This is a genomic window from Vibrio ulleungensis (assembly GCF_016900875.1).
In the GTDB taxonomy this organism is placed as follows: domain Bacteria; phylum Pseudomonadota; class Gammaproteobacteria; order Enterobacterales; family Vibrionaceae; genus Vibrio; species Vibrio ulleungensis.
On sequence record NZ_JAFEUM010000007.1, the window covers coordinates 264,102 to 277,509 of the forward strand.

Consider the following 13,408-nt stretch of genomic DNA (forward strand, 5'->3'; position numbering starts at 1 on the left):
ACTGAGTAAAGGCCCCAACTGGGGCCTTTACTGTTTTTTTATCCAGTTAAATCTTTGCACCTTTCATACTCTATGTAATACTTGAGCAATTCGGACTGAAATTCAGCTAGAGAAGCTCAAATGGAAACCATTGACGTACGCGGCGCCCGCACGCATAACCTTAAAAACATTAACATTACCATCCCGCGCGATAAGCTTGTAGTTATCACGGGACTATCGGGGTCAGGTAAATCTTCGTTGGCGTTTGACACGTTATACGCTGAAGGGCAACGACGATACGTTGAGTCGTTATCCGCTTATGCACGTCAATTTTTATCGCTAATGGAAAAACCCGACGTTGACCATATTGAGGGGTTGTCTCCAGCCATTTCTATTGAGCAAAAATCGACGTCACATAACCCACGCTCAACGGTTGGTACCATTACCGAAATCTACGATTACTTACGCTTGCTCTACGCCCGTATTGGGGAGCCACGTTGTCCTGATCATAAAGTTCCACTGACCGCGCAAACCATTAGTCAAATGGTAGATAAGGTTCTAGAAGAGCCAGAAGGAAGCAAGTTGATGCTATTTGCTCCTGTGGTTCAGGAAAGAAAAGGTGAGCACGTAAAGACCCTAGAAAATCTTGCCGCTCAAGGTTTTATCCGAGCTCGAATTGATGGTGAGGTGTGTGACCTATCGGATCCACCAACCTTAGAACTTCATAAAAAGCACACCATTGAAGTGGTCGTCGACCGTTTCAAAGTGAGAAGTGACTTACAGCAACGATTGGCTGAATCGTTTGAGACTGCATTGGAGCTTTCAGGTGGCGTTGCCTCTATCGGCTGGATGGATGAGCCAAATAAAGATGAAATTGTCTTTTCTGCCAACTTTGCGTGCCCACATTGTGGCTATAGCATGCAAGAGCTTGAGCCTAGATTGTTCTCCTTCAATAACCCTGCGGGAGCATGCCACACGTGTGACGGGTTAGGCGTACAGCAATATTTTGATGAGTCTAGGGTAATTCTGGATGAGGGCCTTAGCCTTGCCGATGGTGCGATAAAGGGCTGGGACCGAAAAAACTATTATTACTTCCAAATGCTAACCTCTTTGTCCGAACACTATGGTTTTGACTTAACCAAACCGTATAAATCTCTACCAAAGAAGGTAAGAGACATTTTAATGAATGGCTCTGGTCGTACTCAAGTTGAGTTTAAATACATTAATGACCGTGGCGATATTCGTGTAAAGACCCATCCATTTGAAGGCATACTGAATACGCTTGAGCGCCGCTACAGAGACACGGAGTCCAATGCCGTACGAGAGGACCTGATTAAGTACATCTCTACGAAGTCGTGTAACAGCTGTGGTGGTACGAGGCTACGTACTGAAGCCAGAAATGTTTTCGTCGACGATACACGACTGCCCGATATTGTCGAAATGAGCATTATTGAAGCTGTCACGTTTTTTGACTCTTTGTCTCTTGAAGGGCAAAAGGCAAAAATTGCCGACAAAATCTTAAAAGAAATCAATGACCGCCTGCACTTTTTGGTCAACGTTGGACTCAATTATCTCAACCTTTCACGCAGCGCTGAAACTTTGTCGGGAGGTGAGGCACAACGTATTCGTCTTGCTAGCCAAATCGGTGCCGGCCTTGTTGGGGTGATGTATGTTCTCGATGAACCGTCAATTGGCTTACATCAAAGAGACAATGAACGACTACTAAAAACACTTACCCATCTTCGAGACTTAGGAAATACTGTATTGGTGGTTGAACACGATGAAGATGCCATTCGAACCGCTGATCACGTCATCGATATCGGTCCAGGTGCGGGCGTCCATGGTGGTAATGTCGTCGCAGAAGGGACCATGCTAGAAATAATGGACAACCCAAACTCGTTGACGGGGCAGTACTTGAGTGGTGCAAAAGAAATTGAAATACCCAAGCAGCGGACCAAAATGGACCCTAAAAAGGTTGTAAAACTTAATGGTGCATCAGGAAATAATTTAAATAACGTCAATCTTGAGCTTCCTGTTGGCTTGTTTACTTGTGTGACAGGAGTATCGGGGTCGGGTAAATCTACGTTGATCAACGACACGTTCTTTAAGATTGCGCATACCGAACTTAACGGTGCGACAACAGCGGTTCCATCGCCGTACAAGAAAATTACCGGTCTTGAACATTTCGATAAAGTTATCGACATTGATCAAAGCCCAATTGGACGAACGCCTCGCTCGAATCCAGCAACTTATACAGGTATTTTCACGCCTATTCGCGAGTTGTTTGCAGGCACCCAAGAGTCTCGTTCAAGGGGTTATAAACTCGGTCGATTTAGCTTTAACGTTAGGGGTGGACGCTGTGAAGCTTGCCAAGGTGACGGTGTATTAAAGGTAGAAATGCACTTTTTGCCAGACGTGTATGTGCCATGTGACTCCTGTAAAGGCAAGCGTTACAACCGCGAAACTCTAGAAGTGAAGTACAAAGGAAAATCTATCCATGAAGTTCTAGAGATGACGGTTGAAGATGCGCATAAGTTCTTTGAACCTGTTCCTGTGATGGCGCGTAAACTTCAAACGCTTATGGACGTCGGCTTGTCTTATGTACGATTAGGGCAAGCTGCGACAACACTATCTGGTGGCGAAGCGCAACGAGTGAAGCTTGCGCGTGAATTATCTAAACGCGATACAGGTAAAACACTGTATATCTTAGATGAACCAACAACAGGGCTTCACTTCCATGATATCCAATTGCTGTTAACCGTTCTGCACCGTCTACGTGACCATGGCAACACCGTTGTGGTCATTGAGCATAATCTGGATGTGATCAAAACCGCTGACTGGATTGTCGACCTCGGCCCCGAAGGCGGCAGTGGTGGTGGTGAGATCATCGCTCAAGGCACGCCTGAGAAAGTTTCTAAAGTGAAAGGTTCTCACACTGCGACTTTCCTTAAACCTATGTTATCTCGCTAATATCTATTACTATAGTGCATTCCACCGTTAGGGATGCACTATAGGAAAGTAATGGCCACACTGATCACTCAAGGTACACAGCTAGACAGAAAGCCCGTTACCCTGCCGCTAAATAATCGCTTCCTATTCTATATCGGCCTTACCTTTATATTGGGTATGCATTACTTCATGCGTAACCCAGGTGGCTCTGGCCTAATGCTTTCATTTAACCCTGCAACATGGATTTGCATGTCAGGGGCATTCGGAGTTGGGTTGTATCAAATAGCGCGTAGTGGCTATGTTCGTTATACCAAGCTAACCCTAATATTACTGGTCGGCTGTATTCTGCTAACAGTTCCAGCTCTATACTCGTTAGAGTCGGGCTTTAACGCGACAAGCCGCTTGATCGGTTTATGGGCAGGTTTTCTGCTGTTCTTATTGTTTCAACAATTTAGGTTCTCGAACGCACAACGCCAGCGCCTATTGTGGTTTATCGTGATCGCAGCCTTTATTGAAAGCATTTTTGGTGTGATTCAATATTTGGTCTTAGAGCCTGGGAATCTGTTCGGCTACAACACTCTCAAAAATAGACCCTATGGTATCTTTCAGCAGCCTAATGTAATGGCTAGCTTTCTTGCAACTGGACTGATCGTATCCGGATATCTGTTAGCAAGGCAACCTCAAAAAAAGTATGACTCACGATTGCGTAAAACGTTATTTCTCTACTCCATACCTATCATTTCGGTGCCATTGATTGTAGTTCTTGCATCAAGAACAGGTTGGATAGCTGCATCTATCGGGGTGGTTTTGATCATCCCCTATTTAGTTCGTTTTTCTACCAAACGACGCGTTACCTTTTGGCTATCAGCATTGGCAATTGGGCTAGCACTGGGATCGGTGTTACTCAGTAATGGCGGGCAAAGTGACTTTGTGGAAGATAAGCTCAGCCTAAAAGGTGCACGAAACATCACCTTTCCACAAACCATAGATATGATGATAGAAAAACCCATCAGTGGATATGGTTATGGACAATTCGAGTCGCAATATATTCTATATACGGCCCGACAACATCAACTCAATAACGATTATCCACCGGGTATTCCATCACTGGATCACCCGCACAACGAAATAATGTTTTGGGGGGTTGAAGGCGGTATCTTGCCGATTATCGCTATCTTGTTGGTGACCCTGATTACGCTTCAACGCATCATGTCATTACGGCACGGTACTAGGTTGGCCATTTTTGCGTTATTACTGCCTATCGCTTTTCACGCTCAGTTGGAGTATCCGTTTTACCACTCAGCGATCCATTGGATTACATTTATCGTTTTACTTTATTGGGTTGACCAAAAGTCAGGGCGATATAAGACCGCGACCATAAGCTCATTTAGTAGCTCTGCATGCAAAATATCCAGTCTTGTGTTACCGATAGTCATCGTCGTATTTATGGCGACAACGCTTCAATCGAACCATATATTAAGAAAATTCGAATACGCCCAAAAACCGGTTCCTCAACTTCTTGACCAAGTAACCAACCCCATCGTGTGGCAGCTTCGTTTGGACTGGGACATTCATGCACACTTACTCAGTATTGGGCTTAAAACGGGAAACCACGACTTGCTGCAACGCTTTGTCGATTGGTCACTTGAGCAAGTTAAACTAACTCCACGCCCTGCTTTCTACGCAAACATGGTTATGGCTTATGAAGGTCTTGATCAACCTACGAATGCTCAGAGAATTCGTGAGGAATCAAAGTACCTGTTTCCAAACTATGATATTGATGAAGTGATCAGCAAATTCAACGCTATTAACAGCGCAGCAGAGTCTGCTGCCGTGAACTCTATGGCAGAGCAACAGTAAAAAGGAGCCATAATGGGCCCCTCAATAGTCTTTATCTGGGTAATACCAACCAAAGCAATTACCTGATCATACTTGCTCGTTAAAATCACTGATAACGGCGTTAAAGATTTTGTAGGTAGACTAACTACCTACAGCAATTTTTGCCTTATTCTCAGCGATTTCTCCGTCACAAATTTCGGACCAATTAATTACTTCGATTGGGATAAGACTTCGCGCAAAGCTTGTATGCACAATGCAATATTCTCTTCTCGAGCGCCATAACCCATTAGGCCAATCCGCCATGCATTGCCGGAAAACTTTCCAAGACCAGCGCCCACTTCTAAGTTAAATTGCTGCAGCAACTGGTTTCTTACTTGAGCGTCATCGACACCAGCAGGGATCTTTACTGTATTGAGTTGAGGCAAGCGGTGCTCTTCATTCACGACAAACTCAATACCGAGAGATTCAAGCTCCTTCTTAAGCTTTTCATGCATATCGCTGTGTCTTTGCCACGCACTTTCTAAACCTTCAGTGTGCAATAGCACTAACGCTTCATGCAGCGCATAAAGGCTATTAACAGGCGCAGTATGGTGATAGCTACGTTTACCTTCCCCACTCCAGTAAGCTAAGACTAAACTTTGGTCTAAAAACCAACTTTGCACTGGAGATTTTCTTTGACTCATAACCTCTACAGCTTTAGGGGAGAAAGTGACAGGTGACAAGCCCGGCACACAAGATAAGCATTTTTGGCTGCCGGAATAGACAGCATCTAGCCCCCACTCGTCGACCAAAAGCGATACGCCACCTAAAGACGTTACCGCATCAACAATGCTCAATGCGCCAAATTGCTGCGCAATAGCAGCGATGGATTTGGCATCACTGAGTGCCCCGGTAGAGGTTTCGGCATGAACAAAGGCTACGGCTTTTACTCCAGGATTGTTTTGTAGTGCCTTCTCAACGGCATGTGGGTCAACTGGTTCGCCCCACTCGTTGTCGACAAGGATCGCTTCCGCGCCAACTCGAACTACATTTTCACGCATCCTTTCGCCAAACACCCCATTACGACAAACTATTACTTTGTCACCTGGCTCTATCAAATTGACAAAGCAGGTCTCCATCCCTGCACTCCCAGGTGCAGAAACAGCTATAGTAAATTCGTTTTTAGTTTGAAAGGCATACTGCAGTAACGACTTCACTTCATCCATCATCTTTATAAACAGGGGATCAAGGTGTCCCACAGTTGGACGACTTAAGGATTGAAGTACTCGAGGGGATATGTCTGATGGTCCTGGGCCCATAAGGGTGCGCTTAGGTGGGTAGAAGCTCTCTATGTGCATAACTTTTCCTGTTTCACGTTGGGTAGATTAAGGGTAAAAAGTTGGTCGCTGAATTTATATACGACTCTAGTAGTGGTCCTACCACATCATATTTTTAATTTATTTGCAAATTCAAGCTAATCAGCATTGACATAACTATGCTGAGCAAGTTCAATGAAGACATCAAATGCAGAAGAGGAGCATTGCCCAGGTAGGTAGTTTGTGGAGCCCCACTCCAAAACAAATTACTCAGGGGGAGCAGTGCCGAGGTGTTGATTTTGGGGAAAGTCGATATCGGGTGTTTAGGTTGAATCCTAGCAACTGTCGCTCAATCCAAAGAGCGATGAGCTTCTAAGAATTTACGTGACTCCCACGCTCCTTTTCTCTGCATCTACATTATTTTGCCATGTCTAAAGGAATTAGGAGATTCGCGTGAGCGCATTCAATGTCGCTAAATTCGGTGGTACCAGTGTCGCCGACTTTACAGCAATGAGCCGTTGTGCAGCCATTGTCAAAAACAACCCCTATACAAAACTTGTCGTCAGCAGCGCTTGCTCTGGTGTAACTAATCTTCTCGTTGAACTTGCCAATGGCGTTGCTGATCCTAACGAGCGAAGCAGCATTATTGAAAAAATTCGAGGCATTCATGTAGCCGTGATCGATCAGCTGCAACAGCCGAGTGAAGTTACTGAGGCAATAGACGAGATCATCGTCAGTATCACTCAAGCGGCTGAATCCGCTTCTTTGCAGCCCAACTTAAAACTGACGGATCATTTAGTCTCTTGCGGTGAGTTAATGTCTACTCACCTTCTCACACAAGTCTTTGTTGAGCATGGTGTCGAGTCACTTCGATTTGATATTCGAGACGTATTGAAAACCAACTCACTGTTTGGCAGTGCAGAGCCAGACCTTGAGCAAACCCGCGAGCAGGCTCAAAAGCTACTTTCGCCATTGTGCGAGCAATCCGTCGTTATTACACAAGGGTTTATTGGCTCGGACTCAGAAGGGTCTACAACAACACTAGGCCGCGGTGGCAGTGATTACAGTGCTGCGCTGATTGCTGAGGCCATTAATGCCGCTGGTCTGGAAATATGGACCGACGTCCCTGGTATTTACACCACCGATCCACGAATTGCACCAGCTGCGAAGCCGATACCAGAAATCAGCTTTAGTGAAGCGTCTGAGGCCGCTAACTTTGGTGCCAAAATATTGCACCCTTCAACGCTTTTGCCTGCACTTCGCCACCATATTCCGGTATTTGTAGGTTCATCCAAAGCGCCAGAACAAGGTGGAACTTGGATCCGTGATCGCGTTGCTAGCGCACCGCTATTTAGAGCGTTGACCTTACGCGGAAACCAAACAATGGTTACGCTCAAAAGCATCAATATGTATCAAGCCTACGGTTTTTTGGCCGAGGTCTTTCAAATATTGGCAAAACATAAAGTATCGGTGGATTTAATTACGACGTCAGAAGTGAGCGTCTCTCTCACTTTGGATCAAACCAACACCGCTGGTGGTGCACCACAGTTACCTATAGCCGCACAAGCTGAGCTTGAGCAACTATGCTCGGTTAAGGTCGAACAAAATCTTAGCTTAGTTGCGCTTATAGGGAACAATATGGGCCAAGCACGCGGTACCGCTAAGCAGATCTTCAGCACCTTAGAAGAGTACAATTTACGAATGATTTGCTACGGAGCAAGTAATCACAACTTGTGTTTTCTAATGGCGGAGTCCGATGCACGATTGGCGGTTCAGCAGCTGCATCAAGAGCTATTTGAGTAGCGCTCAAAACTCTAACGTTCGAACTAAAAAGAGCAGGTAATCACCTGCTCTTTTTTCAATTACAGGTTAGGGCCTAGCCACCTTTCAGCTTCGACAAGATCCCACCCTTTACGCTCAGCATAACTTTCCAGTTGGTCTTGTTGAATTTGAGCTACCGCGAAGTAACGACTGTCTGGGTGTGAGAAGTACCAGCCAGAGACCGATGCACCCGGCCACATTGCGTAGCTCGACGTCAACTCCATACCGATGGTTTGCTCAACATTCATCAGCTCCCATAAGCTCCCTTTCTCAGTGTGCTCAGGATTAGCTGGATAGCCAGGTGCTGGTCGAATGCCCTGGTATTTTTCACGGATAAGGTCATCGTTACTCAGATTTTCATCCGCGGCATAACCCCAATGCTTAATTCTTACTTGCTGATGTAAGTACTCCGCAAACGCTTCTGCTAGTCGGTCAGCAACCGCTTGAACCATAATGGCATTGTAATCGTCACCTTGTGCTTTGTAGCTGTCGGCTAATTCACGCTCGCCAATGCCACCCGTCACCGCAAACGCGCCAATATAGTCAGCAACACCCGATGATTTAGGGGCTACGTAATCACTGATGCAATAGTTCGCCCCTTTTTTCTTCTCTGTTTGCTGTCGAAGGTTAAACAGGGTCTTGGCGACAACGGTACGAGTTTCGTCTGTGTAAACCTCTATGTCATCATCCACACGGTTCGCGGGGAACAATTGACACATACCACTGGCTTTAAGCAACCCTTCTTTCTCGATTTTATCTAACCAGTCATTTGCATCTTTGAACAAGCGCTTTGCTTCTTCGCCAACTTCTTCGTGGTTTAAGATCGCTGGATATTTACCCATTAAACTCCAGGTCATGAAGAACGGAGTCCAGTCGATATACTCACGCAGTATTGTGATGTCGATATTTTCAATAACTACGGGCTCTAAAGTATTTGGAACCGGTGGTTTATAGCTTTGCCAATCGATGTCGACTGCATTTTGGCGCGCGACATCAAGGGTAACGGGTTTCGATTTAGGTCTCTTTCTGGCGTGCTGATCGCGCACTCGGTCATAATCAAGTGCTAGCTTTTCGACAAATTCAGGCTTACGTTCGCTCGATAGCAAAGACGAACACACGCCTACGGCCCGTGAAGCGTTATTCACGTATACCACAGGCTGTGAGTAGTTTTGCTCTATCTTAACAGCTGTATGGGCTTTAGAGGTTGTTGCACCACCAATTAACAGCGGTAAATCAAAACCTTGACGCTCCATCTCTTTGGCGACATGCACCATCTCATCCAAAGATGGGGTGATTAACCCCGAAAGTCCGATGATGTCGACGTTTTCTTCTTTCGCGACTTTGAGTATTTTTTCACAAGATACCATGACGCCAAGATCGATGATTTCGTAGTTATTACACTGAAGCACTACGCCGACAATGTTCTTGCCGATATCGTGAACATCACCTTTGACTGTCGCGAGCAAAATCTTGCCGTTAGTTTGCCCAGCTTGTTTTTCGGCATCAATGTATGGTTCGAGGTAGGCAACAGCCTGCTTCATTACTCGCGCAGATTTTACCACTTGAGGTAAGAACATTTTGCCTTCGCCAAATAAGTCGCCGACCACATTCATACCGTCCATTAACGGACCTTCGATCACTTCAAGTGGTTTGCTTGCTTTAGCACGCGCTTCTTCTGTATCCTCGACAATAAACTCGGTGATCCCTTTAACAAGTGCATGCTCTAGGCGTTTTTCAACTTCCCAACCACGCCACTCTAATGCGCTGGCATCATCTTCTTTACCTACACCTTTACCGGCGTATTCTGCCGCAATATCTAATAGACGCTCTGTACCATCATCACGTCGATTAAGCACAACATCTTCAACCGCTTCGCGCAGTTTATCAGGGACATTGTCATAGATTTCTAATTGCCCTGCGTTAACGATCCCCATGTCCATACCATTTTTAAAACAGTGGTATAAGAACACGGCATGGATGGCTTCACGGACATAGTTATTGCCCCTAAACGAAAATGACACATTGGACACGCCACCTGAAATCATCGCATGGGGTAGGTCTCGCTTAATGTCTGCAACCGCTTCAATGAAATCGACGGCGTAATTGTTATGCTCATCAATACCTGTCGCAACCGCAAAAATGTTAGGGTCAAAAATAATATCTTCTGGAGGAAAACCAACCTCATCAACTAAAACTCGGTAGGCCTCAGTACAGATTTCTAGTTTTCGCTCTCTGGTGTCAGCTTGCCCGACTTCGTCGAACGCCATTACAATCACTGCAGCGCCGTAGCGGCGGATCAGCTTGGCTTGCTCAACGAACTTCTGTTTGCCTTCTTTGAGAGAAATTGAGTTAACAATGCCCTTGCCCTGAATACACTTCAAGCCGGCTTCGATAACTTCCCACTTAGAAGAGTCAACCATAATTGGGACTTTTGAAATTTCAGGCTCAGACGCACATAAGTTTAGGAAACGTACCATACAGGCTTCAGCGTCCAACATGCCTTCATCCATGTTGATATCGATGATCTGAGCACCGTTCTCGACCTGCTGCCTAGCGACTTCTAACGCCTCATCGTACAGCTCTTCTTTGATTAAACGCTTAAAACGTGCAGAGCCTGTTACATTGGTTCTTTCGCCAACATTCACAAACAGTGATTCTTTGGCAATACTCAGTGGTTCAAGACCCGATAATCGGCATTCAACTTTTATGTCTGGAAGGGCTCGAGGTGTGACTTGTTCTACCGCGATGCACATCTGTCGTATATGCTCAGGTGTGGTACCACAACAGCCACCCACTAAGTTTAAGAATCCAGCTTCAGCCCACTCCTTGATGTGAGAAGCCATCTCTTCCGCTTCTAGGTCATATTCACCGAAGGCATTAGGCAGACCCGCATTAGGGTGCGCAGAAACAAAGGTTTCACTGATCCTAGAAAGCTCTTCTACATATTGACGCAGTTCATCTGGCCCTAGAGCACAGTTTAGACCGAACGAAATAGGCTCAACGTGTCTTAAGGCATTATAGAAAGCTTCTGTAGTTTGCCCTGACAAGGTTCGTCCTGAAGCATCGGTAATGGTTCCCGAAATCATGACAGGGAGTTTTCGACCAATTTCTTCAAACACTGAGTCAACGGCGAAAGCACAAGCTTTTGCATTTAACGTATCGAAGATAGTCTCAATAAGAATTAGGTCTGAACCTCCTTCAATGAGCGCTCTGGTTGATTCGCTATAAGCTTCAACTAACTCATCAAAGGAAACATTACGATAGCCTGGATCATTTACATCTGGAGAGATGGAGCAGGTGCGGTTGGTCGGACCTAATACACCGGCAACATAACGTGGCTTATGCGGTGTTTTAGCTGTCCATTCATCCGCTGCTTCACGAGCTAATCTTGCTGCTGCGATGTTTATCTCTGCACTCAACGATTCCATGTCGTAATCGGCCATGGCAATGGTTGTGGCATTAAACGTGTTGGTTTCAAGAATATCGGCACCCGCTTCTAGGTACTGATTGTGAATAGATTTAATGATCTGCGGTTGTGTTAACACCAGCAGATCATTATTCCCTTTTAAGTCACTGTGCCAATCAGAAAAGCGTTCGCCACGATAGTCCTCTTCTTCTAGGGAGTATCCTTGAATCATTGTCCCCATACCACCGTCAATGATATGAATGCGCTTTTTTAATTCGGCTTCTAATATAGAACGTTCTAACACTGTACTGCTTATCCTTGAAGTCATCATGTCTGTCTGTAGTCGCGAATACTGATCTTGGTGATCATCATTATAGTTTTGCGTGTTATTGCTTCGCGACTATTCGTCTTTCGTAAAGTTCTCTTCCGAGAAATGGTCCAAATCGTAAGGTGTTTGCTGATAAACACAATAGTTAAGCCAGTTACTGAACAATAGGTGCCCATGACTTCTCCAACTTGCTCGTGGAGATTGTTCGGGATCATTGTTTGGATAATAGTTCACTGGGACATCCGGCTCCATACCTTCACCGACATCACGTACATACTCATGATGTAAGGTATGTGATTCATATTCTGGGTGACCAGTAACAAAGACATTGCGCTTGTCCTTAGTTGATGCCAAGTAGACGCCTGCTTGCTCCGAGGTTGCCAGTATATCGAGGTCAGTTTGTTCGCTCAAAAACTCTGGTGAAAAGTCCGCATACCTGGAATGAGGAGCCAAGAACTCATCATCAAAACCTCGTAAAAGTGAGTGGTGCGGGTCGTGAATTTGATGATGATACACGCCAGATAGTTTTTGCTTTCGTGTACGTTTTGGCAAATCAAACAGCAATTTAAGGCCGGCCTGAGCTGCCCAACATACATAGAGTGTTGAGGTTACATGATCTTTAGCCCAATCCATTATGCTTTGGAGGTGATCCCAGTAAATGACATCTTCAAACTGAACCAAGCCCAAAGGTGCTCCAGTGATAATCAATCCATCAAAGTTGCGCTGCTTCACTGCTTCAAACTGACGATAAAACGTATCTAAATGCTCTTCTGGTGTGTTCTTGCTAGGTCGATTGTCTATACGAAGCAGTTCAACATCGACTTGCAAAGGACTATTGGATAGCAAGCGAAGAAATTGCGTTTCTGTTTCGATCTTCTTTGGCATCAAGTTTAAGATCAGAACTCTTAGTGGACGTATTTCCTGTGTCGATGCGCGAGACTCGCTCATAACAAAGATATTTTCTTCTTGTAGCGTTTCTGCTGCGGGCAATTTGTCTGGAATTCGAATCGGCATGCTCTTCCTATAAGCGTTTAGACGTCTATACTTCCAATCTATATGATCAAGGTATTAATGTCGAGCCGTAATTTAGTAGAAGTTACTGGTAGAAAGAGGGCTTGGTTGAATGACATATTGTGTTGTAAAAATCTTTTACCGTGAGAATGAGATAATGAAGTATTGGGGCAGTCCATTTTGCTACCGGTACGTTTGCACGTGCGCAAACGGGCCGGTATCGACCTGATTCCGCTGATACCGTCCCATTTCGCGACAGCGGAATGTAACGGTAGTAAGTCGTAAGCAGTTGATTAAATGAGCAAATGATAAATAGCAAAAAACCCAGCACGTTCGTACTGGGTTTTTCTAATGGTGGCGGAGTGGACGGGACTCGAACCCGCGACCCCCGGCGTGACAGGCCGGTATTCTAACCAACTGAACTACCACTCCGCAGTGGTATTACTCGCCTAAGCAAGTATCACTTTAATTTAAAGCCTGGCGATGTCCTACTCTCACATGGGGAAACCCCACACTACCATCGGCGCTATTGCGTTTCACTTCTGAGTTCGGCATGGGTTCAGGTGGGTCCACAACGCTATGGTCGCCAAGCAAAATTTTAAAATTCGGAAAGCTGCTTCTCTATAACAGAGAGTAAAAGTTATCACACATTCAATATTCTTATTTGAGTCCATCAAAACCCTTTGGGTGTTGTATGGTTAAGCCTCACGGGCAATTAGTACAGGTTAGCTCAATGCCTCGCAGCACTTACACACCCTGCCTATCAACGTTCTAGTCTCG

At 45.4% G+C, this 13,408-nt stretch carries 6 protein-coding genes, 1 tRNA gene, 2 rRNA genes and 1 riboswitch; of the genes, 3 read left to right on the plus strand and 6 right to left on the minus strand.

Annotated elements, in window-relative coordinates; translation table 11 throughout:
• The first annotated feature begins 120 nt into the window (after nt 1-120).
• Together uvrA and JQC93_RS16740 are read left to right on the plus strand one after the other, a co-directional pair.
• Nucleotides 121-2,949, plus strand: coding sequence for an excinuclease ABC subunit UvrA (uvrA, locus tag JQC93_RS16735; RefSeq protein WP_205159523.1), 2,829 nt, complete (start codon nt 121-123; stop codon nt 2,947-2,949).
• A 51-nt stretch (nt 2,950-3,000) separates the two neighbouring features.
• Nucleotides 3,001-4,788 (plus strand): PglL family O-oligosaccharyltransferase, encoded by a 1,788-nt coding sequence (locus JQC93_RS16740; RefSeq protein ID WP_205159524.1) that lies wholly within the window; start codon nt 3,001-3,003, stop codon nt 4,786-4,788.
• 188 nt (nt 4,789-4,976) lie between these two features.
• Here the strand turns inward: JQC93_RS16740 and JQC93_RS16745 are convergent, their stop codons facing one another.
• Nucleotides 4,977-6,104, minus strand: a complete 1,128-nt coding sequence (locus JQC93_RS16745; protein ID WP_205159525.1) for a pyridoxal-phosphate-dependent aminotransferase family protein — start codon at nt 6,102-6,104, stop codon at nt 4,977-4,979.
• A 164-nt stretch (nt 6,105-6,268) separates the two neighbouring features.
• Nucleotides 6,269-6,442, plus strand: a riboswitch (Lysine riboswitch).
• A gap of 73 nt (nt 6,443-6,515) precedes the next feature.
• Here JQC93_RS16745 and lysC point away from each other — a divergent pair.
• The gene (lysC, locus tag JQC93_RS16750) at nt 6,516-7,865 is read left to right on the plus strand and encodes a lysine-sensitive aspartokinase 3 (protein ID WP_205159526.1); all 1,350 of its coding nucleotides are present in this window, start codon (nt 6,516-6,518) and stop codon (nt 7,863-7,865) included.
• Nucleotides 7,866-7,924: 59 nt separating this feature from the next.
• Here lysC and metH read toward each other — a convergent pair whose 3' ends face one another.
• The 5 genes from metH to JQC93_RS16775 form a co-directional block, all read right to left on the minus strand.
• Complete coding sequence (gene metH / locus JQC93_RS16755; RefSeq protein ID WP_328836997.1) at nt 7,925-11,593, minus strand: methionine synthase; 3,669 nt, start codon at nt 11,591-11,593, stop codon at nt 7,925-7,927.
• 96 nt (nt 11,594-11,689) lie between these two features.
• Entirely contained in the window at nt 11,690-12,631 is a 942-nt protein-coding gene (metA, locus tag JQC93_RS16760; protein WP_205159528.1) for a homoserine O-acetyltransferase MetA, read from the minus strand.
• Between the two features lie 352 nt (nt 12,632-12,983).
• Nucleotides 12,984-13,060: transfer RNA gene (locus JQC93_RS16765), tRNA-Asp, on the minus strand.
• A 43-nt stretch (nt 13,061-13,103) separates the two neighbouring features.
• Nucleotides 13,104-13,219: ribosomal RNA gene (gene rrf, locus JQC93_RS16770) — 5S ribosomal RNA — on the minus strand.
• A gap of 103 nt (nt 13,220-13,322) precedes the next feature.
• Nucleotides 13,323-13,408, minus strand: a 23S ribosomal RNA gene (locus tag JQC93_RS16775); the annotation flags it as partial.